Here is a 25,696-nt window from a genome sequence, read left to right as displayed (position 1 = left end):
TATGAGTGAAATTTACGTAACCAGTCCTTTTTTGCCTCCTCTGGAAGAGTTTATCCCCTATCTGGAGCAAATATGGCAAAACAAGACCCTGACGAACGGCGGGCCTTTTCACCAGCAGCTTGAAGAAGCGCTGGCGGAATATCTTGGCGTAAAGCACCTGTCGCTGTTTGCTAACGGTACGCTGGCCTTGCTGACGGCGTTTCAGGCACTGCGTCTGAGCGGCGAGGTGATCACCACGCCTTATTCCTTTGTTGCAACCTCGCATAGCCTGCTGTGGAATGGCTTAACGCCCGTCTTCGCTGATATCGATCCCCGAACCTATAATATTAATCCGGATCGTATCGAAGAATTAATTACGCCGCATACCACGGCAATTTTACCTGTCCACTGTTACGGTATTCCTTGCGACATCGATAAAATCCAGAAAATTGCGGACGTTTACGGTTTGCGGGTTATTTATGATGCCGCACACGCCTTTAACGTGCGTAAAAATGATGTCAGTATTTTAAACCACGGCGATTTATCGATACTCAGCTTCCATGCCACCAAAGTCTTTAATACCTTTGAGGGCGGGGCGATTATATCCCAGGATCTGAAAACCAAGCAGCGCATCGACTATCTCAAGAATTTTGGCTTTGCTGGTGAAACCCGCATCGTGGCCCCGGGGATTAACGCCAAAATGAATGAAGTGGAAGCCGCGTTTGGCCTGCTTCAGCTTAAGCATATCGATAAAGCCCTGGAGGAGCGCAAGGCGCTCCATCAACGCTATTGCGACCTCCTGGAGGGGCTGGAAGGATTAACGTTCGTCGACGTGCCAGACGATGTGAGCTGGAATCACGCCTATTTTCCGGTACTCATTGAGCCGGAATTTGGCAGAAGCCGCGACGAAGTCTATGCGCTATTCAAGGCAGATAATATTCTGACGCGCCGCTATTTCTATCCGCTGATCAGCTCCTTTGCCATGTACAGAGGTTTCCCAACCTCGGCGGAAGAGCATCTGCCTGTGGCGAACGCTATCGCCGACAAGGTGCTGTGCCTGCCTGTTTATCCGGGATTAACGTCACAGGATCAGGATCGGGTGGTGAATGCCCTGAAGCGCGCCGCGCTGCCCGGGCGGTTACCGTCTGACGAGTCAACAATACTCACGGCGCTGGCGGTATGACGATGACGCGTACTGCCATGATCCTTGACGCGGGCTTTGCCTCACTGCCCTTGCAGCAGGCCATTAAGGCGGCGGGTTTTCGCACGCTCGCCTGTAGCGGAAAAGCCCAGGACGCGGGGATGAAATATGCTGACGCGGCCTGCGTGCAAAATTATGCCGACAGCGACGCCGTGCTGGCGATTGCCCGTACTGAAAACATTACCGCGCTTTCCCCGGGCGTAACCGACGTCTCTTACCTATCTGGCTGTCGGGTCGCGCAGGCGCTGGGCCTTCCAGGCTTCGACGAGCCCGACGTCAGCGATCTTCTCTTTCTTAAGGACCGTTTCAGGAAATGGGCCAGCGCCCGGGGATACCCTATCCCGCAGGCCGCCGGCAGCCTTCATGAGGCGCGCGCTATGGCGTTTCCGCTGCTGGTTAAACCCGTTGATGCCTACAGCGGAAAGGGGATTTCACTGATTCATCAGCCGTCAGAGCTGGATGAGGCGGTAAATATCGCCCGTGCGGCATCGGCAGGAGGGGAGTGCGTCATTGAAACGTTCTGCCAGGGGGCCCTGTACAGCCACTCCGCCTTTATCCGCGGTGGGCAAATCGTCTGCGAATTTTTTGTCGATGAGTACTGCACGGTCTACCCGTGGCAGGTGAATAGCAGCTGCCTGAGCGTCAACCTCAGCGAGCCGATGCGCGACCGCATCAGCGAGTGCATGCAGGCCATCGTCAGTGATTTGAATCTGGTAGACGGTTTGTTGCATACCCAGCTTATCGCTGACGAAGAGGCATTTTGGCTGATTGAGGTTACCCGCCGCTGCCCCGGCGATCTCTACTCGAAGCTGATTGAGTTCTCAACGGGCATAGATTATTGCCGCGAATTTGTCGCCCCCTTTATCGGTGAGCAGAGCGCGTTCGCGCACCGGCGACCGGCGCGCCAGCGCTACATTGCGCGCCATACGGTCTCCAGCAAACGGCAAAGCCGTTTCTTCGGCTTTAGCTACGCCTTGCTGCCGGCCACGGTCATGCAGGCTGTCCCGCTTAAACAGCCGGGCGATGAACTCGGGCCTGCCCCCGGGGATCGCGCCGGGCTGGTATTTGCGGAGTTTACCGAACTTACTGCCATGGCGCGCCACACGCCGCAGCTAAAAAACTATTTCTCTTTTACTACGTTGTAAGGACCGGATTATGAACAGGCCGCTGTCACTCGGATTTATCGGCGGTGGGATCAATTCCGCCATCGGCTTGACCCACAAAATCGCCAGCCAAATGGATGGACATTTCCAGCTCACGGCGGGCTGCTTTAGCCGCGATGTGTCCCTGAACCAGCAGACGGGGCGGGCCTGGGGGCTTAACGACGAGTCCATCTACACCAGCGCGGTTACCCTGCTGGAAGAACAGCACGCGCGGCTGGATGCCGTGGTTATCCTGACGCCTACGCCGGCCCACCGTGAAATTATCATGGCCGCTCTGGAGTACGGGCTGCCGGTTATCAGTGAAAAAGCGTTGGTTGCCAGCGCGGGCGACGCGCGGGATATCGCCCGGCGCGTGGCGGACATGAAAGGGCAACTGTACGTCACCTATAACTACACCGGTTATCCCATGGTTCGCGAACTGCGCGAGCGCCTGCTCAACGGCGAGCTGGGCAAAATTCAGCACGTCATGGTCGAAATGCCGCAGGAAGGGTTTATTCGCAGCCGTGAGGATGGCAGCGTGCCGCAGCCTCAGGAATGGCGACGCGTTGACGGGGACATTCCCACCGTTTCGCTCGACCTTGGTGTCCATGTTCACCAGCTGGTGGAGTTTCTGACGGACAGGCAAGCCGAAGATGTCTATGCGATCAACAGCACCTTTGCGCGCGTATCGGACGTTGTCGATACGGTGAACCTGGTGTCCCGCTATGGCGACGATATGGTTTGCAACTACTGGTATGGCAAAGCGGCGCTCGGTTACCGCAACGGCCTGCGCATCCGCATCTATGGATCGCTGGGCAGCGCGGAGTGGCTGCAGATGGAACCCGAATATCTCCGTCTTGCCGATGAACACGGCAACGTGCGGCTTATCGACCGCACGGCGGGAGATAACAGGGTGGCTAATCAGCCGCGCTATTGTCGTTTTAAGGCAGGGCATCCCGCCGGCTTTATTGAGGCGTTTGCTAACTATTACGCCGACATCGCCGCCAGCTTACGCGGTGAGCCTACAGGATACAGCCTCAGCTGCGATACCGCCGTTCGCGGCCTGGAGTTTCTCGAAAAAGCGCAGCAGAGCGCGGTGACGTCTGCGAAAGTCGATTTGCATCGTTAACAAAGGTTTAGCTGAGGACCACATGACATTACTGGAACAAATACAGGGCTACGATAATCACTTCGTTGAAAGCATCCGCGCTATGCATGCCAGCGGTCTTCCGCTGGTGCTGTACGGCGCAGGCTGCCTCGGGCAGATGACCGCGGAATTTATGTTCCGGGAAAATATGCCTCTCGATAAGGTGGCATTAAACCGACAGTACCTGACCGAGGGCATGACCTTCCACGGCCTGCCGGTGGTGGCGATTGAAGATCTCATTGAACAGCCCGGCGAATTTAACTGTATCGTGGCGCTACAGTACGTAAGCGAAGCGTTGCAGGACGAATTACGTCGCGGTGGTGCCAACGTGCTGGTATACGATCCCGCGTTTATCGGCGTCAGCACCCGTCTATGGTATACCCCGTCGTTTTGCGCCGGGCATAGCGACGTCCTCGAAGAGGTCTATGCAGTCCTGGCAGACGAACGCTCAAGAGAAACGCTGGTCGCATTCCTGAAGCAGCGTCTGAGCGCAACGCGTGGCTATTACCAGACGATCTACGAGCCAGCTCACTATTTCCCTGCCGATGTTCTCCGTCTACAGGATAACGAAGTCTTCATCGATTGCGGTGCCTACAATGGCGACAGTATCGGCGCGTTTATGCAGGAAGTGGAGCGCCAGCAGGTCGCGATGCCGGAAAAAATTGTCGGTTTCGAACCGGATGCCGGTAATTATGCTCAGCTTTGTGACAATACGCGTCGGTGGCCATTCTGCCAGCCGGTGCAAAAAGGGGTGTGGGATAATAAAACCGTTCTCTCTTTTCAGTCGGGAAATGCCCTCTCTTCACGCCTTGTGGAGCAAAGCAGCAATACCGTCACCATTGAGCTGGACAGCATCGATAATATCCTCCAGGGCGGTAAAGCCACATTTATAAAAATGGATGTCGAAGGGGCGGAGCTTAAAGCACTGGAGGGCGCCGCTGAGACTATTCGGACCTGGCAGCCGCTGCTGGCAATTAGCCTTTATCATAAACCGGAAGATCTGCTGACTATTCCGCAATATATTCAGTCACTCAGCGCAGATTACGCCTTTTATCTTCGCGGCCACCATCCGGAACTGGCTTTTGAACTGGTTTTATATGCTGTGCCAGCGTCGAGGATTATAAAGTAATAGGCAAATAACCCCCCATTTCACCCATTATTCATCCAATTGATTACCCTCCAGAATCGGATAATCATGCCGATAACTCAACTAACGCAGGGCTGTTTATCGTGAATTCACTCTATACCGCTGAAGGTGTAATGGATAAACACTCGCTGTGGCAGCGTTATGTTCCGCTGGTGCGTCACGAAGCATTGCGCCTCCAGGTGCGTTTGCCGGCGAGCGTGGAACTGGACGATCTGCTACAGGCGGGCGGTATCGGGTTATTGAATGCAGTTGACCGGTACGACGCTCTGCAAGGAACGGCATTTACGACTTACGCAGTGCAGCGTATTCGTGGTGCGATGCTGGACGAGCTGCGCAGCCGCGACTGGGTGCCGCGCAGCGTTCGCCGCAACGCGCGCGAAGTGGCGCATGCGATGGGGCAGCTGGAACAGGAGCTGGGGCGCAACGCGACGGAAACCGAAGTAGCGGAGCGTCTGGGCATTCCTGTTGAAGAGTATCGCCAGATGTTGCTCGATACCAATAACAGCCAACTCTTCTCTTATGATGAGTGGCGCGAAGAGCATGGCGATAGCATCGAGCTGGTGACCGATGAACACCAGCAAGAAAACCCGTTACACCATTTACTGGAAGGGAATTTACGCCAGCGCGTGATGGAAGCGATTGAAGCTTTACCGGAACGTGAGCAACTGGTGTTAACCCTCTATTACCAGGAAGAGCTCAATCTCAAAGAGATTGGCGCCGTGCTGGAGGTGGGCGAGTCACGGGTGAGCCAGCTGCACAGCCAGGCCATTAAACGCCTGCGCACAAAACTGGGTAAGTTATAGGTGAGTTATTCGCCTTGGAAATGCCGCACAACGTATTGACAACCAGGAGTTATCATGACGGTGCAGCAATCTAAAAGACGGCCTTTAAGCCGCTACCTGAAAGACTTTAAACACAGCCAGACGCATTGCGCCCACTGTAAAAAATTACTCGACCGCATCACGCTGGTTCGTCGCGGTGAAATCGTGAATAAGATTGCGATTTCCCGCCTCGACACGCTGATGGATGAAGCCGCCTGGCTTGAAGAGCAAAAAGAGTGGGTAGCGCTTTGCCGTTTCTGTGGCGATCTCCATTGCAAAGAGCAAAGCGACTTCTTCGATATTATCGGCTTCAAGCAATTCCTGTTTGAACAAACGGAGATGAGTCACGGCACCGTGCGTGAATACGTGGTTCGCCTGCGCCGCCTGGGTCAGCATTTGACCATGCAAAATATCTCCCGCGATCTGCTGACGACCGGATACCTGGATGAAAATCTGGAACCCTGGTTGCCCGCCACCAGTACCAATAATTACCGCATCGCGCTGCGAAAGTACGCGCAATATAAAGTCCAGATGCCGGGCGTCATAAAGCAGAAAGTCCGCGCCGGAACAACTTCTGATATATATTAAAAAAGAATAAGATGTAGCGCAGCCGCCTTTGACGTTGCAGGCGATTTCTCTACACTACTCAAAAATTCCACTGTATCGGGGTACTTATGAAATTAGCACTTCTGGGTCGTCAGGCGCTGATGGGGATGATGGCCGTTGCGCTGGTCGCGGGGATGAGCGTGAAAACGTTCGCGGCAGAGAATCTGCTCAACAAAGTTAAAGAGCGCGGCACGCTGCTGGTTGGGCTGGAAGGAACCTATCCTCCGTTCAGCTTCCAGGGCGACGACGGTAAACTGACCGGTTTTGAAGTGGAGTTTGCGCAGGAGCTGGCGAAACACCTCGGCGTTAAAGCCTCCCTGAAACCCACCAAATGGGACGGGATGCTGGCGTCACTGGATTCCAAACGTATTGACGTGGTGATTAACCAGGTAACCATTTCTGACGAGCGTAAGAAGAAGTATGACTTCTCCACGCCGTACACCGTGTCCGGTATTCAGGCGCTGGTGAAGAAAGGTAACGAAGGCAGCATCAAGTCCGCAGCAGACCTGAAAGGTAAGAAAGTCGGCGTCGGTCTGGGCACCAACTACGAAGAGTGGCTGCGCCAGAACGTGCAGGGCGTGGACATCCGTACCTACGATGATGACCCGACGAAATACCAGGATCTACGCGTAGGCCGTATTGACGCCATTCTGGTTGACCGCCTGGCAGCGCTGGATCTGGTGAAGAAAACCAACAATACCCTGGCTGTCGCGGGTGATGCGTTCTCCCGTCAGGAGTCCGGCGTGGCGGTGCGTAAAGGTAACGAGGATCTGCTGAAAGCCATCGACGGCGCCATTGCTGAGATGCAGAAAGACGGCAGCCTGAAGGCGCTTTCTGAGAAGTGGTTCGGCGCAGACGTGACGAAATAAGTCTCTGACTGACAAAAAAAGGCGCTTTTAAAAGCGCCTTTTTTATTTCTCGCGCGTCTGCGTGCATAATGAAATAACAATTGTTTGCGTGACCGGAGGAACCATGTCACTACAGAATTTAACGCGCTTTCCCCGTCTGGAATTTATCGGCGCACCCACGCCGCTGGAGTATCTGCCGCGATTTTCTGACTATCTGGGGCGCGATATATTCATTAAGCGTGACGATGTGACGCCCATGGCGATGGGCGGAAATAAGCTGCGCAAGCTGGAGTTTCTCGCCGCCGATGCCCTGCGTGAGGGGGCGGATACGCTGATCACCGCCGGGGCAATTCAGTCTAACCACGTTCGCCAGACGGCGGCAGTGGCGGCGAAGCTGGGACTCCACTGCGTAGCCCTGCTGGAGAACCCGATCGGGACGCAGGCAGAGAATTACCTGACAAACGGTAACCGTCTGCTGCTGGATCTGTTCAACGTGCAGGTTGAAATGGTCGACGCGTTGACCGACCCGGCTGCACAGCTCGACGAGCTGGCGACGCGTCTGGAAGCGCAGGGTTTTCGTCCGTACGTGATCCCGGTTGGCGGCTCGAATGCGCTGGGTGCCCTCGGCTATGTTGAGAGCGCGCTGGAAATCGCTCAGCAGTGCGAAGGCGCGGTGAGTTTATCCTCGGTGGTGGTGGCGTCCGGCAGTGCGGGGACCCATGCTGGTTTAGCGGTCGGGCTTGAGCAACTGATGCCGGAGGTCGAGCTGATTGGCGTGACGGTTTCCAGAAGCGTTGCGGACCAGAAGCCGAAAGTCGTCACCCTGCAACAGGCGGTGGCTGAACAGCTTGCGCTTCAGGCGAAGGCGGAAATACTGCTGTGGGATGACTATTTCGCGCCGGGCTATGGCACCCCCAATGATGAAGGGATGGAGGCGGTTAAGCTGCTGGCCCGTCTCGAAGGTATTCTGCTTGACCCGGTCTATACCGGCAAGGCAATGGCGGGTCTGATCGACGGCATCGCCCGCAAGCGCTTTAAGGATGAAGGACCCATTTTGTTTGTTCATACTGGCGGGGCGCCTGCGCTGTTTGCCTATCATCCTCATGTCTAAAAATCAGGAAGAAAAATAATAATGCAAGAAAGTATTCAACTGGTTATTGATTCGCTGCCGTTCTTGCTTAAGGGCGCGGTGTTTACTTTACAGCTCAGTATCGGCGGGATGTTCTTCGGGCTGGTGCTCGGGTTTGTGCTGGCACTGATGCGCATGTCGAACATCTGGCCGGTGCGGTGGCTGGCGCGGTTTTACATCTCCGTGTTCCGCGGAACGCCGCTTATCGCCCAGTTGTTTATGATTTACTACGGGCTGCCACAGTTTGGTATTGAGCTGGATCCGATCCCGGCAGCGATGATTGGCCTGTCGCTGAATACGGCGGCGTACACCTCTGAAACGCTACGTGCGGCGATCTCCTCCATCGATAAAGGACAGTGGGAAGCGGCGGCCAGTATCGGGATGACCCCGTGGCAGACGTTGCGCCGGGCGATCCTGCCTCAGGCGGCGCGCGTGGCGCTGCCGCCGCTGAGCAACAGCTTTATCAGCCTGGTGAAAGACACCTCGCTTGCGGCGACCATTCAGGTGCCGGAGTTGTTCCGTCAGGCGCAGCTGATCACCTCGCGCACGTTGGAAGTGTTTACCATGTATCTGGCGGCCTCGCTGATTTACTGGGTGATGGCGACGGTGCTGTCCGCTCTGCAAAACTATTTTGAAAACCAGCTTAACCGCCAGGAGCGTGATCCAAAATGAGTGCAATTGACGTCAAAAACCTGGTGAAAAAATTCCACGGGCAAACGGTGCTGCATGGCATTGATCTTGAGGTTGAGCAGGGCGAAGTGGTAGCAATTATCGGCCCGAGCGGGTCAGGCAAAACCACGCTGCTGCGCAGCATCAATTTACTGGAGCAGCCCGAAGGCGGGACGATCCGCGTGGGTGATATCACCATTGATACCGGGAAACCCATCAGCCAGCAAAAAGGGCTGATTCGCCGCCTGCGCCAGCATGTCGGCTTCGTGTTCCAGAGCTTTAATCTCTTTCCGCACCGCACGGTGCTGGAAAACATTATTGAAGGGCCGGTCATCGTCAAGGGGGAACCTAAGGAAGACGCGACGGTCCGCGCCCGCGAGCTGCTGGCGAAGGTTGGGCTGGCAGGGAAGGAGACGAGCTATCCGCGTCGCTTATCTGGCGGGCAGCAGCAGCGTGTCGCCATTGCGCGCGCGCTGGCGATGCGCCCGGATGTGATCCTGTTTGACGAACCCACATCCGCGCTCGATCCTGAGCTGGTCGGGGAAGTACTGAACACGATCCGACAGCTAGCGCAGGAGAAACGCACGATGGTGATTGTGACGCATGAAATGAGCTTCGCTCGCGACGTTGCCGATCGGGCTATTTTCATGGATCAGGGGAGAATAGTTGAGCAGGGGCCGGCTAAAGCGCTGTTTGTCAATCCGCAGCAGCCCCGTACCCGTCAGTTCCTTGAAAAATTCTTAATGCAGTAGCATTTTAGCGTTCAATTTGCTCCAGATGCCGCTTCTGGAGCAAATTATCCTCCCTTAAACTCCGTTCTGTTGCTTTTTTATTCCGCCTGATGTGGATAAGCCATCGCCAAATTAAAGATAATCTGCCTGTGGCCGATATTTTATATAAATAATCATGCTTTATGTGTTAGGTTATATTCACCATAATAATGATTATCTTTATCAGAGGCTTCATTCAGTAAGTATGAGGGATATAGACTTTTTCACCTGGCGACGGGAATGCTTCCTCCGGTTTCAGGAAATGACCTGTGCCGAAGAGGTATATCAGGAACTTCAGCGACAAACGCAGGCGCTTGAATTCGATTATTATGCGCTTTGTGTTCGACACCCTGTGCCATTTACCCGCCCGCGAACCTCCGTCCATTCCAGTTATCCGCAACAATGGATGGCGCAATATCAGTCCGAGAATTATTTCGCCATTGACCCGGTGCTGAAGCCGGAGAATTTCATTCATGGACATTTGCCCTGGACGGATGAATTATTCACGGATGCCCAGCAATTATGGGACGGCGCGCGGGACCACGGTTTACGCAAGGGAATAACGCAGTGTCTGATGATGCCAAATCATGCGCTCGGTTTCCTCTCCGTGTCATGTACCAGCTTACACGCACACTCGATATCCAGTGAAGAAGTTGAGCTGCGTTTACAAATGCTCGTCCAGATGGCGCTCACTACACTGTTGCGCTTTGAACATGAGACGGTGATGCCGCCTGAAATGAAATTCAGCAAGCGTGAGCGGGAAATTCTGAAGTGGACCGCAGAAGGGAAGACGTCGGCAGAAATCGCCATCATTCTCTCCATCTCGGAAAATACCGTCAATTTCCATCAAAAGAATATGCAGAAGAAATTCAACGCACCGAATAAGATCCAGATAGCGTGTTATGCCGCGGCGACGGGGCTTATCTGACTGATATCACGTTCTGCGTGTCAGACGAGAAAACGGCTGAATGCTTTGCATCCAGCCGTTTTTGTTACTGGCGGTAGGCTTGTTTAATTTGCTTAACCGTATTGGCAAAAACAGCGGATTCCGCCTGGTCTTCCATCTGCGCGATCTGTTTTTCCATTTTAATGATCACACGACCAGCATCAGCCTGGCCCATCGCCTGTAGCATAAGCGTCAGCAGCGACTTCAGGCAGTTTACTTCCTGTGCCAGTTCCTGGTTATTCTCGGCAGTGGCAAATTCAGGTGTGCTCATTTATTTTCCTCATTATAAAACAGCGCATGAGCGCGACGATGAAAGTTAAGGCGGCGGAGTATACCACAAGCTACGGCAAAAAATGCAGTGGTTGTTTTTTATACTTATCGCGCAGTGATTATTGGGCGGCGCGGATTATGAAGGTACCCTGTCCAATATGTTAGCGACAATTAAATGTTTATCCCCGGTTCGCCATTCGTTAATTGTTGTTACAAAAAATCGCGCGCTTTTTTTCGTTTGAGTTAACAACTGTTTTAGTAACTTTTCGAATGTCGATGCTAAAAAATAGCGGTAAAAGCCCGGCGGGCAAGGGTTTTCTTTCCACTTACTGTACAGCTTAATTTCCAAAAAACGAGACCAGAATCGAATAGCCGATTTTTTAGCGTTTTAATCTTGCATGGAAAACCGTTAATATAAACCCAATTAGCAGTCAGTAGCGTTATCCCTATTCTGGAGACATTTCCTTTGATCAACGTCCTTCTTGTTGATGACCACGAACTGGTGCGCGCAGGGATACGACGCATTCTTGAAGATATAAAGGGTATTAAAGTTGCCGGCGAGGCGTGTTGTGGCGAAGATGCCGTCAAATGGTGTCGCGCTAACTCCGCAGACGTGGTGCTGATGGATATGAACATGCCCGGTATTGGCGGGCTTGAAGCCACGCGCAAAATCGCGCGCATGTTCGTTGATACCAAAGTTATCATGCTGACCGTCCATACCGAAAATCCGCTGCCCGCCAGGGTTATGCAGGCGGGTGCTGCCGGGTATCTCAGTAAAGGCGCCGCGCCGCAGGAAGTCGTCAATGCGATCCGCACCGTACACGCCGGGCAGCGCTACATCGCTTCTGATATTGCTCAACAGATGGCGCTGAGTCAGATTGAACCGGAAAAAACGGAATCTCCGTTTGCCAGTTTGTCTGAGCGCGAATTGCAGATTATGCTGATGATCACTAAAGGTCAGAAGGTGAATGAGATCTCAGAGCAGCTGAATCTCAGCCCAAAAACGGTCAACAGCTATCGCTATCGAATGTTCAGTAAACTGAACATTCACGGTGATGTCGAACTGACTCACCTGGCCATTCGCCATGGTTTGTGCAATGCGGAGTCGTTAATAAGTCAGTGAGTGAAGCGTTCGATTCAAAAGCATTTCTGAAAACCGTCACCAGCCAGCCAGGCGTCTACCGTATGTACGATGCTGGCGGTACGGTTATCTATGTTGGTAAGGCGAAAGATCTGAAGAAACGCCTTTCCAGCTATTTCCGCAGCAACCTTGCCTCCCGTAAAACCGAAGCGCTGGTCGCACTTATACACAACATTGATGTCACCGTAACGCATACGGAAACGGAAGCGCTGCTCCTTGAGCACAACTACATTAAGTTGTATCAGCCGCGCTACAACGTTCTGCTGCGCGATGACAAATCCTATCCGTTTATCTTCCTGAGCGGCGACACGCACCCGCGGCTGGCGATGCATCGTGGCGCTAAGCATGCGAAAGGTGAATATTTCGGCCCGTTCCCGAACGGTTATGCCGTGCGGGAAACGCTGGCGCTTTTGCAAAAAATCTTTCCTGTTCGCCAGTGCGAAAATAGCGTTTATCGCAACCGCTCCCGGCCATGCCTGCAATATCAGATTGGCCGCTGCCTGGGGCCGTGCGTTGAAGGGCTGGTGAGCGAAGAAGAGTACGCGCAGCAGGTGGAATATGTCCGCCTGTTTTTAGCCGGGAAAGACGATCAGGTGCTGACGCAACTGATTGCCCGTATGGAAAAAGCCAGCGCGGCGCTGGAATTTGAGGAGGCCGCACGCATCCGCGACCAGATTCAGGCGGTGCGCAGGGTGACCGAGAAGCAGTTTGTTTCCAATACGGGCGACGACCTCGATGTTATCGGCGTAGCCTTTGACGCCGGTCTGGCCTGCGTTCATGTGCTTTTTATTCGTCAGGGCAAAGTGCTCGGCAGCCGCAGCTACTTCCCGAAAGTGCCGGGCGGCACTGAGCTGGGTGAAGTGGTGGAGACCTTCGTCGGCCAGTTTTATTTGCAGGGCAGCCAGATGCGTACGCTGCCCTCGGAGATCCTGCTCGACTTCACGCTTGATGATAAAACCCTGCTGGCGGAGTCGCTTTCAGAGCTGGGAGGCCGCCGGGTGAATGTTCAGACGAAACCGCGCGGCGATCGCGCGCGTTATCTGAAGCTGGCGCGAACCAATGCCGCCACGGCGCTGACCACCAAACTGTCCCAGCAGTCGACCGTCAGCCAGCGTTTAACCGCGCTTGCTACGCTGCTTAAGCTGCCGGAAGTGAAACGCATGGAATGCTTCGACATCAGCCATACGATGGGTGAGCAGACCGTGGCGTCGTGTGTGGTCTTTGATGCCAACGGTCCGCTGCGGGCAGAGTATCGTCGCTATAACATCACCGGCATTACGCCCGGTGACGATTATGCCGCCATGAACCAGGTGCTGCGCCGTCGCTATGGTAAAGCGATTGAAGAGAGCAAAATCCCGGACGTTATCCTTATCGACGGCGGGAAAGGGCAGTTGGGGCAGGCGAAGGCGGTATTTGAATCGCTCGACGTGGAGTGGGATAAGAACCATCCGCTGCTGCTAGGGGTAGCGAAAGGGGCAGATCGTAAGGCTGGCCTGGAAACGCTGTTCTTTGAGCCGGAAGGCGAGGGCTTTAGCCTGCCGCCGGATTCCCCTGCGCTGCACGTGATCCAGCATATCCGCGATGAGTCGCACGATCACGCCATCAGTGGGCACCGTAAAAAACGGGCGAAAGTGAAAAATACCAGTACCCTTGAGACGATTGAAGGCGTCGGGCCAAAACGTCGCCAGATGCTGTTGAAGTATATGGGCGGATTGCAAGGATTACTCAACGCCAGTATGGAAGAAATTGCAAAAGTGCCGGGTATTTCGCAAGGGCTGGCAGAAAAGATCTACTACTCGTTGAAACATTGAGGGCTCTGTAGCAACATAGAGCTAAATTTTACTGACAACAGACAGTTACCGTCATCATGCGATTTAATATCCCTACGTTGCTCACTCTTTTTCGCGTTGTGCTCATTCCGTTCTTCGTCCTGGCATTTTACCTGCCGGTCGTCTGGGCGCCTTTTGCCTGTGCGCTGATTTTCCTGATCGCTGCCGTTACGGACTGGTTTGATGGTTATCTGGCGCGTCGCTGGAACCAGAGTACCCGCTTTGGCGCGTTCCTCGATCCGGTTGCGGATAAGGTGATGGTGGCAATCGCGATGGTGCTGGTGGCGGAACATTATCATACCTGGTGGGTAACGCTGCCTGCCGCGACCATGATTGGCCGTGAGATTATTATCTCTGCCCTGCGCGAGTGGATGGCGGAGCTGGGTAAACGCAGCAGCGTGGCGGTGTCCTGGATCGGTAAAGTTAAAACCACCGCACAGATGGCGGCGCTGGTATGGATGCTGTGGCGTCCGAATGCCTGGGTAGAGTGGGCCGGCATTGGTCTGCTGTGGGTTGCGGCGGTGCTGACGCTGTGGTCAATGCTGCAATATTTGAACGCTGCGCGCGGTGATTTGCTTGAACAGTGATCGTTTCGGCTTAATTTTCAGCAAACGATCCTGAGATGCAAAAAATAACGTTGACTCAAAACGTCATATCAGTAGAATGCAACGCATCGAACGGCGGCACAGTTAGCCGGACGACAATGAAATCAAGTGGTTAGATAGTAGTTAAATAGTTACTTGATGACATGCGGGAATAGCTCAGTTGGTAGAGCACGACCTTGCCAAGGTCGGGGTCGCGAGTTCGAGTCTCGTTTCCCGCTCCAGATTAATGCATCGGCAGCTTGCGGGTGCAGGTCGAAAGACAACAGATTTAAGGCGCGTTAGCAAAGCGGTTATGTAGCGGATTGCAAATCCGTCTAGTCCGGTTCGACTCCGGAACGCGCCTCCACTTTCTTCCCTGGCCGGATGGTGGAATCGGTAGACACAAGGGATTTAAAATCCCTCGGCGTTCGCGCTGTGTGGGTTCAAGTCCCACTCCGGCTACCATGGGAAAAAGCAGAATAATCAAAGCAATAAGCAGTGTCGTGAAACCACCGAAAGGTGGTTTTTTTGTGCCTGCCATTCTGCTAATCAACAACCTTCATTTCTGACCCTCACGTAATAAAACAACGATCCTTTTCAACGGAATTAAACAGATACCCATTATGCTATCGTGTAGCGGGCGCGATTTGCAGTGTGAAGATTTGCAGGTTTGCGATCCTGATTCCCCATGCCATCACCTCATTTAAGGGACGCTATGTCTTTACCGCCATTGTATGCACTGCGTGCGTTTGAAGTTGCTGCGCGGTTGAACTCCTTCAGTAAAGCCGCTGAAACGCTCAATATTACGCCGGGCGCGGTCAGCAGACATGTTCGTACCCTTGAACTGTGGTTCGACTGCGAGCTTTTCAAAAGGCAAGGTCCTCGGGTGGAGGTCACTGAAGCCGGGCGAGTGCTTGCCGGGCAGCTGAACGAAAGCTTCACGAGCATTGAATGGGCCTGCCGGGTATTTCGTAGTGAAAACCACCTGCTGCGGCTTAAAGCACCCAGTACCCTGACCATGAGATGGCTTCTCGACGTGCTGCGATCTTTTCGCAACAACCATGCAAAACCACAGGTTGAGATTGCCAGCGTCTGGATGGACATTGACACCGTTGATTTCAATCTTGAGCCCTACGATTGCGCCATTCTTCTCGGCAATGGGCGTTTTGGTGACACAACGGAAAGCCAACTGCTATTTCATGAATGGCTTATCCCGGTTTGTACTCCATCACTTATCGAACCGGCCCGGCAGCGGCTTCCGCAATGCGATCTGATCCATCCTTCACCGGACAGACGTGACTGGCGGCGCTGGCTGCGAAGAACAGGATTGTTCCCGGGGCTCGATATGAGCAGCGGTATGGTGTTCGATACCCTTGAACAGGGAAGTATTGCCGCGATGAACGGGCACGGCATCGCTATCGCCGACCTGCATCTCACGCTTGATGCCCTGAAAAGTGGCCTGCTGGGCCTGCCTTTCAGGGAAGCTATCGCGACGGGGGATGGCTACTACCTCGTCTGGCCAAAAAATTCACTCAAAAGAGAGAGCATTCAGCATCTTCTGGCCTGGCTGCAAAACCATACCCCGGTCGTTCCGGCGCTGGATATCGATTATCTGGCATACGATGACAGTCGGATTTATTAATACCGTTATGAATAAGATATATTTGCCATCTTTTTATAACGTTCTGGCAAAGCGCTGTTCAGGTTGAGCACCTTATCCAGAATATAAAATGCTGGCGTGTTTTTCTGTTGCTCAGCGTCAATAATTGCCGCACGTAATAGCGTGGCGGCAGACGAAATCTTGTGAAAATAGTCCTTAGACTCGGGCGTCTGTAATTCACCAGAAGTGGCGTAACGCACGTCCGGCCAGCCAGAGAAGTTGAGCAGCGGGAGAGGGTTGCCTGCTTCGGGCTGACAGGATGAAAGCAACGCAGCTGCTTTTTGGGGATCGCGATAGGCAACTGAAAGCATATACGCGCGCTGCGAAAACGGTAACAGGGCGTCAGAATGATTTTTGGTGGAGATAAGCAGGGTCATAAAATTCGCTAAATCGCCATCTGATGGAATTTCAGATGGCGATATAATTTTCATTAACTTAAATAAAGCATCAAGTGTCATGTTTGCCCCGGTTCCTCTCATTATGACTATTCAGTTTGCGCCTGAATGTTTTAATTGGCCCACCGTCAGGGTAGGTCGAGAGGATAATATTGGAAGGCGTGCGTTTTTGAAAAACGATTAATAATCGCAATCACTGTGAGTTTTTCTCACTATAGCCTTTTCGTTTCACACGCCACCCAGATACGCCTTCCTCACCTCCGGATCCTTCAGCAACGCCTCGCCGCTGCCGCTTAACCGAATCTGCCCGTTAACCATCACATAGCCGCGGTCGGACAACTTCAGCGCGTGGTGCGCATTCTGCTCGACCAGAAAAATCGTCATTCCGTTACGGGCCAGTTCGCGCAGCGTCTGGAAAATCTGTTTAACCACGATTGGCGCGAGGCCGAGGCTGGGTTCATCCAGCAGCAGAAGTTTAGGACGGCTCATCAGCGCGCGGGCGATAGCCAGCATCTGCTGTTCACCGCCGGAGAGCGTCATCGCCCGCTGGTTACGTCGCTCCTTGAGGCGGGGGAAGAGGTCGAACATGCTTTGCATATCTTCCGCTGCATGCTGATTGCCGACGGGGATTGTCCCCATCAGCAGGTTCTCTTCTACAGACATATCCGGGAAAATGCGTCGTCCCTCAGGTGCCTGCGCGATGCCACCGGTGGCAACATAGTGGGTGGATTTGTGGCTGATATCCTCGCCGCAGAAGAGGATCTGCCCGTTTCGGATCCGGGGCTGACCAAAGACAGACATCAGTAATGTTGACTTCCCCGCGCCGTTAGCGCCAATCAGGGCCACGGTTTCCCCTTTGTTAACCTCAAGCGAAACCTGCTTCAACGCCTGGATCACCCCGTAGAAAACATCCACATCCTGAAACTGAAGCATCGGTTCGCTCACAGATTTACCTCGCTTTCGTCGGTGCCCAGATACGCGGCAATCACTTTTTCATTGTGCTGGATTTCAGCCGGTTTACCTCTGGCAATCACATCGCCATGATCGAGCACAATGATGTCATCTGAAATGCCCATCACCATCCCCATATCATGCTCGATCAGCAAAACCGTGATGTCATGGTGGTCGCGCAGGAACCGGATGATCTCACTCAGCTTGTGCGTTTCCACCGGGTTCAGGCCGGCAGCAGGTTCATCGAGACAAATCATCTCCGGGCTGGTACACATGGCGCGGGCGATTTCGAGGCGTCGTTGCTGGCCATAGGACATTTCCCCGGCCAGACGGTTCGCGCAATCCACCAGATCCACCACCTCCAGCCAGTAAAACGCCCGGTCCAGCGCATCGTTTTCTGCCCGACGATACGCAGGGGTGTTCAGCACCCCCGCCAGCAGATTGCGGTTGACGCGCATGTGCTGTGCCACCAGCAGGTTTTCCACAACGGACATCTCGCGGAACAGGCGGATGTTCTGAAACGTGCGCGCAAGACCCGCGCGGTTCACCAGATGCGTGCCGCCAAACATCTTATAGAACAGGCGTTGACCAAGCTGCGCCGGGTTGAGCCAGTCGCCCGGCTGGAATTTCTGGCCGAGCACCTGAATGACATTGGTGGTTTTATTTCGTGCATTGAACAGAATGTTGCCGCCGGAGGCCCGGTAGAAACCGGTCAGGCAGTTAAAGACGGTCGTTTTTCCCGCGCCGTTAGGCCCAATGAGTGCGGTAATGGAGCCGCGCTGCACCTCAAGATTGACGTCGTTTAAAGCCTTGATCCCGCCGAAGTGCATCATCAGATGTTCTACACGTAAAATCGTTGCGTTCATGGCGCCACTCCTTTACGCACGGCAAATCCGCTGCGGTTGATGCGGATCAGACCGCGAGGACGCCAGATCATCATCACCACCATCAGCATGCCAAACAGCAGCACGCGATATTCCGCAAAGCTGCGCAGCAGTTCCGGCGTGACGGTCAGCACAAAGGCGGCCAGTACGACGCCGACGGTGGAGCCCATCCCGCCCAGGACCACAATGGCGAGGATCAGGGCCGATTCAAAAAAGGTGAAAGAGGTCGGGTTAACAAACCCCTGGTAGGTGGCAAAAAACACCCCGGCGATACCTGCCGTCGATGCGCCCAGGGTGAAGGCCGAGAGTTTGACCAGAACGTGATTTAGCCCCATTGAACGGCAGGCAATCTCATCCTCACGGAGCGCTTCCCACGCCCGTCCAATGGGCATTCGGGTCAGCCGGTGTTTAATGTACAGCACCAGCATGACTACCAGGAACAGCACCGCATAGATGAAGATAAACTTCAAGTTGGGGTTATAGGTCAGGCCGAAGAACTCGTGGAAGGGGACGCCGCCTTCTTTGGCGCGTCGGCCAAACTCCAGACCAAAAAAGGTCGGGGCAGGGGCTGAAACGCCGTTAGGCCCGCCGGTGAAGGTGAGCCAGTTGTTCAGCACCAGGCGGATGATCTCGCCAAACCCGAGCGTGACGATGGCGAGATAATCCCCGTGCATGCGCAGCACCGGAAAGCCGAGCAGGGCGCCCGCGCCCGCGGCCATTAGCGCCGCCAGCGGCAGCATGCTCCAGAACCCAAGCCCCAGATACTGATACCCGAGCGCCAGCCCGTAAGCGCCGATGGCATAGAAGGCGACATAACCCAGATCCAGCAGCCCTGCCAGGCCAACAACAATGTTCAGCCCAAGACCGAGCAGGACGTAGATCAGTCCGAGAATGGCAACCGTCAGAACGTATTTAGTGGCCACAAACGGGAAGCAGATCGCCAGCGTGACAATCAGCGGAATGATCCAGCGCATGCGGCTTTTATACGCCGGCGGCCGGACATACACCCCCGCATTGTTGGATTCAAACCGCGCCTGTAAACGTCTTCCGGCCGCCGTAGCTGAAAAGGCGCTCAGTAAAAAGCGTCCCACCATCACCGTGCTTACAATCCACGCCAGCCGCTGGCCGTCAAAGGTAAAGCTGTAACCATCCAGTATCACGCCCGCAATCGGGCCGAAAATAATCAGGGCGATCATTCCGGAAAAAATCGAGTCCAGAATGCAGCGCTTCAGGGAAAAACCGTCAGAGGTCATCGCGTTGTTCCTTACACTTTAGCCACGACGGGGCGGCCCAGCAGCCCCTGAGGACGAAAGATCAGAATTAAGACCAGCAATCCAAACGAGAACACGTCTTTATAATCCGAGTTCACCATCCCGGAGAATTGCGCTTCTGCGACGCCCAGAATCAGCCCGCCAAGCATCGCACCGGGCAGAGAGCCGATGCCGCCCAGCACCGCCGCCGTAAAGGCCTTGATGCCGATAACAAACCCGACGTAAAAATCAAAGGTGCCGTAATTCATGGTGATCAGCACGCCCGCCAGCCCGGCCATGGCTGCGCCGATAACAAACACCAGCGAAATAATTCTGTCGGTGTTGATACCCAGGATGGAGGCCATCTTACGATCCTGCTGCACCGCACGGCACATGCGTCCTAAGCGGGTACGGTTGATAATCCAGGTCAGCACCAGCATGCCCGCGAACGAGGCGATGAGAATAAAGACTTTGGTATAGGTTATCTGGACAAACCCTTCGCCGAGGTGAAAACGCAGCACGCCATCCAGCATGGTCGGCACGCCCTGCTGGCGCGGGCCCTGGCTGAGCTGGACGTAGTTTTGCAGTATCAACGACATCCCGATGGCCGAAATCAGCGGCGCCAGACGCGTCGAGTTGCGTAGCGGCTTATAGGCGATGCGCTCAATCGTCCAGCCGTAAACCCCGGTGACCACGATGGTGAAAACCAGCGTCCCCAGGATCAGCAGCGGAAAGGAGTGGAGTCCAAAAAACGCCAGCAGGGCCAGGCCAATGGCCGAGAGATAGGCGGAGATCATATACACTTCGCCGTGGGCGAAATTGATCATACCGATGATGCCGTACACCATGGTGTAGCCGATGGCGATAAGACCGTAGACCGAACCCAGCGTTAAGCCATTAATTAATTGTTGCAGGAAGAATGTACTCATGGTCGCGCACCTGAATAAAGGGTTACGCCGACAGTCAGACCTGCCGGCGCTGAGCAGATTCCGTCCCGTTATGGCACTTCTTTATATTTGCCTTTGTCATCCCACTGATAGACCACGTAGTCAGAGACTTTGAGGTCACCTTTGCTGTCCCAGGCTTTTTTACCCATCACCGTGTCGACAGGGTTGGCCTTCAGCCACTCGCTGGCTTTTGCGGAATCCGTCCCTTTCGTGGCCTTAAATGCCGCCGCGATAGCCTGCACAGACGCGTAGGCGTAGAGGGTGTATCCCTCGGGTTCAAATTTACCGGCGCGGAATTTCTCGATGACGGCTTTTCCGTCCGGGATCTGGCGCGGATCTTTACCAAAGGTCATGTAAATACCGTTGGTGTACTGCGCCCCACCAGCGGCGGTGACCATCTCTTCATTGACGATACAGTCTCCCGAGAAGAACTTCGCCTGCACGCCCTGTTCACGCATCTGGCGAACCAGCGGGCCCGCTTCCGGGTGACAGCCTCCGAAGAACACCACGTCCGGTTTTTGTGCGCCGATTTTGGTCACCAGCGCATTAAAGTCTTTCTCCCCGCGGGATAACCCTTCGTACATCACCTCCTTCACGCCGCGTTTCGCCAGCGCCGCTTTAGTGGCGTCCGCCAGCCCCTGACCGTAGGTGTCTTTATCGTGGATGATGACCACCCGTTTGGCTTTCAGCTTATCAAGAATAAAATCGCTGGCGACCTGGCCCTGCTGGTCGTCACGTCCGCACATGCGAAATATGTCGCTCATGCCACGTTCGGTAATTAGTGGGTTCGTCGAGCCGGGGGTGATGGAGAGGATCCCGGCATCGCTGTAGACCTCGGAGGCGGGCATGGTCGACGAGGAGCAGAAGTGGCCGACGACCGCTTTCACCTTATCCTGATCGACTAAGCGGTTGGCAACGGCGACGGCCTGTTTGGGCTCGCAGGCGTCGTCGCCCTGAACCAGTTTGATTTTCTCACCGTTGATCCCGCCGGCGGCGTTAATGTCTTCCGCCGCCTGCGTAGCGCCATGCCAGTATTGATCGCCGTAGGTTGCGTTCGGGCCTGTGAACGGCCCGGCCACGCCGATGACGATATCGGCCTGCGCGGAAAAGGCCGTAACCAGACAACCGGCCAGCACCAGGGTGAGGGGAGTTTTGGTAAATTTCAGCGACATTATTATGTTCCTTAGCAAAGAGGTTTTTGCACCAGGTATAAACCCGAACGCCTGATGGCATCGTAAATCCAAAAACAAGAGCGAGAACAAAATGCACTTTAGAAGCAATCTCATGTTTAATACGGCGAGGATCCCACGCACCGCGAAGCGCGCAGAACATTAAGCAAAAAGGTTGCCAGAATGGTTAATCCCTTGACCGGGTCACAACACGTTGAGTATAGAGCGCCGTTTTATGCGCCTTTGCGGGATGAGATGAATTTACAGCGAAGATCACATCTCCTTAACAACAAAGCCCATAAGTTGTGCAACGGTCACGATTTGCACGTTTTTGCAGCAATAAAGACCTAAACTTCAGATAGGCACGCGCGGCGATATATGTCAGGATCGTTTTTTTTATTAGGAGTATCAGCAATGGCTGAAGGCCCATTAAATGAAAGCGAGATGGCGTGGCTGGAAGAGACATTAATCTCTTACGGTCACGACGATGCATCCGTGATTGACGTGTCCGAACTGGACGGCATGCTTACCGCAGTACTTTCCGGTCCCGTTGTGGTGGAGCCCGACACCTGGCTGGTGGCGGTCTGGGGTGGTGAGAAATATATTCCGCGCTGGAAAAACGATCGTGAGATGAACCGTTTTATCGATCTCTGCTTTAAGCACATGAACGATATTGCCGAGCGTTTGAGCGAATACCCGGATCAGTTTGAACCGCTGTTTGGCTATAACGACGTTGACGGTCAGAGCTATACCGTGGTGGAAGAGTGGTGCTATGGCTACATGCGCGGCGTGGCGCTGACGGACTGGTCATCCCTGCCGGAAGCGCTGGAAGCGGACCTGGCGGTGATTGCCCTCCACGGCACGGAAGAGAACAGCGAGAAGCTGGATGCGCTGACCGAAGAGGAGTACATGGCCAGCATCGAGAGCATTCAGCCTGCGGCGCTGCGTTTGTATAACTACTGGGTGGCTAACCCGCAGCAGCCGGAAGCGAAAAAGCCGATCGTTAACGGGTCGAAGGTGGGGCGTAACGATCCGTGCCCGTGCGGGAGTGGGAAGAAGTTTAAAAGCTGCTGCCTGCATTAAATCATTAATTACTGTGGCCTGAATGGGGCACGGGTGTTGAGTCCCCGCTAAAATCGGCGAACCGGAGACCAGATGACAAGGGCTGGACGCCATGGATGGCGGCCAGAGGCGAATCGAGACAGGATGTCGAGTTGAGCCGACCGCAGGCAGATGGTCGGGAGGTGAGCACAGTGCGAAGCACCGATTTTCCGCGGGGCCGCGGGGATTGATAAGGGGGCCGCGGCGGCCCCCTTATCCCGTTCACATGCTGTGAAAAAATTATATTCTGTAGATCTTAAGGTGAACGGAACAGTACCTCAGGACCTGTATAAATAAGTTATCCCACTTCCGGCAGCATTCCCGCTGCAATCAGCACCTGCACCAGAATAATCATCACCCCACAACCAAACACCGCGCACAGCATTGGCGTACCGCCCGCTACGCGATACCCCTGCTGCGGATGTTGCTGGCGGCTCTTCCACGCCAGCAGGGAAGGCAACAGCAGGGCCAGAATCGATAACGCCACGCCAGCATACCCCAGCGCCATCACAAACCCGCGCGGGTAAAAGAGCGCGAAGGCCAGCGGCGGCAGGAAGGTCATCGCCCCCGTCTGTAAGCGTCCCGCAGCGGTATTGCGACGCTGGAACAGATCCGCCATATAGTCAAACAGGCCAAGCGCCACGCCGAGGAAGGAGGTTGCCAGCGCCAGGTCTGCAAACAGATGTACCGCCAGCTCCACGTGTGAAGAGGCCACCACGTTACGCAGGGCAACCAGGAATCCATTCAGACCAGAATGCTCTGCCATCAGGCCGATAAAGGTATTGGAATCAATACTTCCCAGCGTCACCAGCTGCCAGAACAGGTAAGCAATCAACGGAATGGCGCTGCCGATAACAAAGACGCGGCGCAGCTTGCGAATATCACCGTTCATATAGCTCACGATGCTCGGCACGCTGCCGTGAAAACCGAAGGAGGTGAAAATAACCGGGATGGCCGAAAGCGCCAGACCTTTCTCCAGCGGGAGGGAGAGCAGGTTAACCTTGTGCACATGCGGTGCCAGCAGCACCAGCATCACAATCAGGAAGAGAATTTTGGCGCTGAACAAAAAACGGTTAAACAGATCGACCAGCGATGTGCCCGCGCAAACTACGCCGCCACCGATCAGCGTAAAGACAATGGCGCCTGTTTCAGGTGAAAGCGACGCACCGAAGCCGTCATTGATACTTGACGCAATCAACTCCCCGGCGCCGCTGATGTAAGCGGCAGTCAGGGCGTACATCAGGAACATCATGCTGAAACCGGTGATCCACTGCCCGTAGCGTCCAAGATAGCGTGCAGCCAGGGAGCCTAAGCCAGTATCGGCAGGGACATGCTGATAAACCTCCAGCAATAATAGCGCGGTGTAACACATCAGGGCCCACAGACCGCCAAGCAGCACTACGGTAACCCCAAACCCGACGCCGGCGGCAGCCAACGGCATGGCCAACATTCCTGCGCCAATTGTCGTTCCGGCGACGATAAAAATACTTCCCAGAGTTCTGTTCTTCACGCTTTCCTCTACAACGCTTCCATACCGCGACTCATTCTGCGGCGCAGAGTAAGGGAAAAGCACCATCTCGTCAAATCACCGTTACATAGGGTGTAATAATTAATTTACAAAAAGAAAAGGGTAACCTGCGCCAGCGCAAAGCGTGCCGTAGAGGGAACGTTTAGTCTGCTTTTTATTTGCGAGAGGTAACCATGTCAATTCACGGACACGACGTGCTGAATATGATGATTGAGTCAGGTGAGCGCTATACGGAGGAGAGTCTGGTTGAGGCGATACATGCCCGCTTTGGCGAAGCGGCGCGTTTCCATACCTGTTCAGCTTCGGAGATGACGGCCGCGGAGCTGGTGGCGTTTCTGGCGGCGCGCGGAAAATTCATTCCAGCAGCAGACGGATTTTCCACTCACGAAAGTAAAATCTGCCGCCATTAAATAATGCGGTGCTGAAAACTCAGCACCGCTTTTCTGTTAATTCTGGGTATCGAGCGTCGACAGCTCTTTATCAATGAAGTACAGACCTTCCCCGGATTTACCTGCCAGAGATAATTTATCCAGCACGGATTTAAACAGCTTCTCTTCTTCGTGCTGTTCAGCCACATACCACTGAAGGAAATTAAAGGTTGGATAATCCTGGCTGGTCATGGCGGCATGAGCCAGTTCATTAATTTTCTGGGTGATCAGCTGTTCATGCTCATAGGTGGCGCGGAACAGTTCATCAAGAGAGCCGTATTCGGCAAAAGGCGATGCCACGTTATCAATGCGCGGCAGGCTGCCGGTGTCCGTCAGGTAATCAAACAGACGCTGCATGTGCGTCATCTCTTCCTGGGCATGACGACGCAGGAAGGCGGCCGCCCCTTCAAAGCTGTGATAGCTGCACCAGGCGCTCATCTGCTGATAAAGCAGGGAAGAAAAAAGCTCAAGATTCATTTGCGCATTGAGCTTGTCGATCATTTCAGTTTTTAACATGGTGCAGCTCCGGTTTATTAATTCTGGTTCACGATGAGCGACACTATAATTTGTTATTTAATTATTTGCAAAAAGTAAAATAAATATTTCTTTATTAAAAATACGAATGGGAATAAAACGCATTGCCGCCATTTATATTTATTAATGAGAATTGTTTTAGTTCTTATTAAATAAACTGCCAGCGTGACTGGCAGTAGCGGTTAATACCACGGATTCTGGCTGGAAGAGGTAACAGCATATCCCTGACATTTATACTGAATGGTCACACTTTCGTTCAGACAGAGTGAACCGCTGATCAGGGTGCAGGTTTTAATTGGCTGCCCGTAGGCTGACGCAGTGGCGTAGCCCATATGTTGACAGGCTTTGGTTGCCGTACCGTTATTAACATACTCATCAGACCAGGCGTTTTGCAGCATGGCCTGGCCATAGTCGAGGCGCACAATTCCGTTTGGGGCATCCGTACTGCTGACTTCTGCCTGACGGTTGATACTGCACCCGGCGAGCAACAGGATCGTTCCGGCTATGATTACACGTTTCATGGTTCACTCTGCGTGACGGGAAATACGCCATTGTAACCAACGCGATGGTACGCAATGGCTGGAATAGCCGGAGGATCTGCCCTCTCACTGTGCAACGAG

At 54.1% G+C, this 25,696-nt stretch carries 28 protein-coding genes and 3 tRNA genes; 20 read left to right on the top strand and 11 right to left on the bottom strand.

What is annotated here, in order from left to right:
* Position 1: 1 nt before the first annotated feature.
* The 11 genes from ACQG1Y_RS14295 to sdiA all read left to right on the top strand — a co-directional run bounded on the left by ACQG1Y_RS14295 (position 2) and on the right by sdiA (position 10,387).
* On the top strand, positions 2-1,162 hold the full coding sequence (locus ACQG1Y_RS14295; RefSeq protein WP_148418139.1) for a DegT/DnrJ/EryC1/StrS family aminotransferase: 1,161 nt from the start codon (positions 2-4) through the stop codon (positions 1,160-1,162).
* Between the two features lie 2 nt (positions 1,163-1,164).
* Positions 1,165-2,325, top strand: a complete 1,161-nt coding sequence (locus ACQG1Y_RS14290) for an acetyl-CoA carboxylase biotin carboxylase subunit family protein (protein ID WP_368740569.1) — start codon at positions 1,165-1,167, stop codon at positions 2,323-2,325.
* Between the two features lie 10 nt (positions 2,326-2,335).
* A complete protein-coding gene (locus ACQG1Y_RS14285; RefSeq protein WP_148418137.1) occupies positions 2,336-3,451 on the top strand; it encodes a Gfo/Idh/MocA family protein in 1,116 nt (371 codons plus the stop codon).
* 22 nt (positions 3,452-3,473) lie between these two features.
* Positions 3,474-4,598 carry an FkbM family methyltransferase gene (locus ACQG1Y_RS14280; RefSeq protein WP_257438133.1) on the top strand — a complete coding sequence of 375 codons (1,125 nt, stop codon included), beginning with the start codon at positions 3,474-3,476 and terminating at the stop codon, positions 4,596-4,598.
* A 101-nt stretch (positions 4,599-4,699) separates the two neighbouring features.
* Positions 4,700-5,419 (top strand): RNA polymerase sigma factor FliA, encoded by a 720-nt coding sequence (locus tag ACQG1Y_RS14275; RefSeq protein WP_003859623.1) that lies wholly within the window; start codon positions 4,700-4,702, stop codon positions 5,417-5,419.
* Between the two features lie 54 nt (positions 5,420-5,473).
* Positions 5,474-6,025, top strand: coding sequence for a flagella biosynthesis regulatory protein FliZ (fliZ, locus tag ACQG1Y_RS14270; RefSeq protein WP_015570235.1), 552 nt, complete (start codon positions 5,474-5,476; stop codon positions 6,023-6,025).
* 86 nt (positions 6,026-6,111) lie between these two features.
* Entirely contained in the window at positions 6,112-6,912 is an 801-nt protein-coding gene (gene tcyJ, locus ACQG1Y_RS14265; protein WP_003859627.1) for a cystine ABC transporter substrate-binding protein, read from the top strand.
* A 103-nt stretch (positions 6,913-7,015) separates the two neighbouring features.
* Positions 7,016-8,002, top strand: coding sequence for a D-cysteine desulfhydrase (gene dcyD / locus ACQG1Y_RS14260; RefSeq protein WP_017693220.1), 987 nt, complete (start codon positions 7,016-7,018; stop codon positions 8,000-8,002).
* A gap of 21 nt (positions 8,003-8,023) precedes the next feature.
* Positions 8,024-8,692, top strand: coding sequence for a cystine ABC transporter permease (gene tcyL / locus ACQG1Y_RS14255; protein WP_003859632.1), 669 nt, complete (start codon positions 8,024-8,026; stop codon positions 8,690-8,692).
* On the top strand, positions 8,689-9,441 hold the full coding sequence (gene tcyN, locus ACQG1Y_RS14250) for an L-cystine ABC transporter ATP-binding protein TcyN (RefSeq protein WP_063135187.1): 753 nt from the start codon (positions 8,689-8,691) through the stop codon (positions 9,439-9,441). Before tcyL ends, tcyN begins: the two co-directional genes overlap by 4 nt.
* Before the next feature lie 223 nt (positions 9,442-9,664).
* Positions 9,665-10,387 carry a transcriptional regulator SdiA gene (sdiA, locus tag ACQG1Y_RS14245; protein WP_368740567.1) on the top strand — a complete coding sequence of 241 codons (723 nt, stop codon included), beginning with the start codon at positions 9,665-9,667 and terminating at the stop codon, positions 10,385-10,387.
* Positions 10,388-10,451: 64 nt separating this feature from the next.
* Here the strand turns inward: sdiA and ACQG1Y_RS14240 are convergent, their stop codons facing one another.
* Positions 10,452-10,676, bottom strand: a complete 225-nt coding sequence (locus ACQG1Y_RS14240; RefSeq protein WP_003859644.1) for a DUF2594 family protein — start codon at positions 10,674-10,676, stop codon at positions 10,452-10,454.
* Positions 10,663-10,743, bottom strand: coding sequence for a hypothetical protein (locus ACQG1Y_RS14235; protein WP_418235935.1), 81 nt, complete (start codon positions 10,741-10,743; stop codon positions 10,663-10,665). The genes ACQG1Y_RS14240 and ACQG1Y_RS14235 overlap by 14 nt, the downstream gene beginning before the upstream one ends.
* A 398-nt stretch (positions 10,744-11,141) precedes the next feature.
* On the opposite strand from ACQG1Y_RS14235, the gene uvrY reads away from it, so the two are divergent.
* The 7 genes from uvrY (at position 11,142) to ACQG1Y_RS14200 (ending at position 15,871) form a co-directional block, all read left to right on the top strand.
* Positions 11,142-11,798, top strand: a complete 657-nt coding sequence (uvrY, locus tag ACQG1Y_RS14230; protein WP_017384478.1) for a UvrY/SirA/GacA family response regulator transcription factor — start codon at positions 11,142-11,144, stop codon at positions 11,796-11,798.
* Positions 11,795-13,627, top strand: a complete 1,833-nt coding sequence (gene uvrC, locus ACQG1Y_RS14225; RefSeq protein ID WP_332944341.1) for an excinuclease ABC subunit UvrC — start codon at positions 11,795-11,797, stop codon at positions 13,625-13,627. Before uvrY ends, uvrC begins: the two co-directional genes overlap by 4 nt.
* A 56-nt stretch (positions 13,628-13,683) precedes the next feature.
* Positions 13,684-14,232 carry a CDP-diacylglycerol--glycerol-3-phosphate 3-phosphatidyltransferase gene (gene pgsA / locus ACQG1Y_RS14220; RefSeq protein ID WP_003859652.1) on the top strand — a complete coding sequence of 183 codons (549 nt, stop codon included), beginning with the start codon at positions 13,684-13,686 and terminating at the stop codon, positions 14,230-14,232.
* A gap of 163 nt (positions 14,233-14,395) precedes the next feature.
* Positions 14,396-14,471 (top strand) — tRNA-Gly (locus ACQG1Y_RS14215).
* A gap of 51 nt (positions 14,472-14,522) precedes the next feature.
* Positions 14,523-14,596 (top strand) — tRNA-Cys (locus tag ACQG1Y_RS14210).
* An 11-nt stretch (positions 14,597-14,607) separates the two neighbouring features.
* Positions 14,608-14,694 (top strand) — tRNA-Leu (locus tag ACQG1Y_RS14205).
* A gap of 250 nt (positions 14,695-14,944) precedes the next feature.
* The gene (locus tag ACQG1Y_RS14200) at positions 14,945-15,871 is read left to right on the top strand and encodes a LysR substrate-binding domain-containing protein (protein WP_017384433.1); all 927 of its coding nucleotides are present in this window, start codon (positions 14,945-14,947) and stop codon (positions 15,869-15,871) included.
* Positions 15,872-15,876: 5 nt separating this feature from the next.
* Here ACQG1Y_RS14200 and ACQG1Y_RS14195 read toward each other — a convergent pair whose 3' ends face one another.
* From ACQG1Y_RS14195 to ACQG1Y_RS14170, 6 genes are all read right to left on the bottom strand, one after another.
* The gene (locus ACQG1Y_RS14195) at positions 15,877-16,347 is read right to left on the bottom strand and encodes a hypothetical protein (RefSeq protein WP_032671677.1); all 471 of its coding nucleotides are present in this window, start codon (positions 16,345-16,347) and stop codon (positions 15,877-15,879) included.
* A gap of 165 nt (positions 16,348-16,512) precedes the next feature.
* The gene (locus ACQG1Y_RS14190) at positions 16,513-17,229 is read right to left on the bottom strand and encodes an ABC transporter ATP-binding protein (RefSeq protein ID WP_017384431.1); all 717 of its coding nucleotides are present in this window, start codon (positions 17,227-17,229) and stop codon (positions 16,513-16,515) included.
* The gene (locus ACQG1Y_RS14185; RefSeq protein ID WP_032671676.1) at positions 17,226-18,101 is read right to left on the bottom strand and encodes an ATP-binding cassette domain-containing protein; all 876 of its coding nucleotides are present in this window, start codon (positions 18,099-18,101) and stop codon (positions 17,226-17,228) included. The genes ACQG1Y_RS14190 and ACQG1Y_RS14185 overlap by 4 nt, the downstream gene beginning before the upstream one ends.
* Positions 18,098-19,372 (bottom strand): high-affinity branched-chain amino acid ABC transporter permease LivM, encoded by a 1,275-nt coding sequence (livM, locus tag ACQG1Y_RS14180; protein ID WP_141414733.1) that lies wholly within the window; start codon positions 19,370-19,372, stop codon positions 18,098-18,100. The genes ACQG1Y_RS14185 and livM overlap by 4 nt, the downstream gene beginning before the upstream one ends.
* 11 nt (positions 19,373-19,383) lie before the next feature.
* Positions 19,384-20,298 (bottom strand): ABC transporter permease subunit, encoded by a 915-nt coding sequence (locus ACQG1Y_RS14175; RefSeq protein WP_003859667.1) that lies wholly within the window; start codon positions 20,296-20,298, stop codon positions 19,384-19,386.
* Positions 20,299-20,366: 68 nt separating this feature from the next.
* Positions 20,367-21,488 (bottom strand): branched-chain amino acid ABC transporter substrate-binding protein, encoded by a 1,122-nt coding sequence (locus ACQG1Y_RS14170; protein WP_048973823.1) that lies wholly within the window; start codon positions 21,486-21,488, stop codon positions 20,367-20,369.
* Between the two features lie 411 nt (positions 21,489-21,899).
* Between ACQG1Y_RS14170 and ACQG1Y_RS14165 the strand changes: the two genes are divergently transcribed.
* A complete protein-coding gene (locus ACQG1Y_RS14165) occupies positions 21,900-22,568 on the top strand; it encodes a YecA family protein (protein ID WP_003859671.1) in 669 nt (222 codons plus the stop codon).
* A 316-nt stretch (positions 22,569-22,884) separates the two neighbouring features.
* Here the strand turns inward: ACQG1Y_RS14165 and tyrP are convergent, their stop codons facing one another.
* Positions 22,885-24,096, bottom strand: a complete 1,212-nt coding sequence (tyrP, locus tag ACQG1Y_RS14160) for a tyrosine transporter TyrP (RefSeq protein WP_144427921.1) — start codon at positions 24,094-24,096, stop codon at positions 22,885-22,887.
* Between the two features lie 191 nt (positions 24,097-24,287).
* Here tyrP and ACQG1Y_RS14155 point away from each other — a divergent pair, with 191 nt between their 5' ends.
* Positions 24,288-24,524, top strand: coding sequence for a YecH family metal-binding protein (locus ACQG1Y_RS14155; RefSeq protein ID WP_003859673.1), 237 nt, complete (start codon positions 24,288-24,290; stop codon positions 24,522-24,524).
* A gap of 36 nt (positions 24,525-24,560) precedes the next feature.
* Here ACQG1Y_RS14155 and ftnA read toward each other — a convergent pair whose 3' ends face one another.
* Both ftnA and yecR read right to left on the bottom strand, forming a co-directional pair.
* Complete coding sequence (gene ftnA, locus ACQG1Y_RS14150; RefSeq protein ID WP_003859676.1) at positions 24,561-25,058, bottom strand: non-heme ferritin; 498 nt, start codon at positions 25,056-25,058, stop codon at positions 24,561-24,563.
* 200 nt (positions 25,059-25,258) lie between these two features.
* Positions 25,259-25,597 (bottom strand): YecR family lipoprotein, encoded by a 339-nt coding sequence (yecR, locus tag ACQG1Y_RS14145; protein WP_015570249.1) that lies wholly within the window; start codon positions 25,595-25,597, stop codon positions 25,259-25,261.
* Positions 25,598-25,696: the final 99 nt, after the last annotated feature.

This window comes from Enterobacter cloacae complex sp. 397G4, from assembly GCF_050031515.1.
Taxonomy (GTDB): domain Bacteria; phylum Pseudomonadota; class Gammaproteobacteria; order Enterobacterales; family Enterobacteriaceae; genus Enterobacter; species Enterobacter hormaechei_C.
This window is presented reverse-complemented; position numbering and strand designations above follow the sequence as displayed.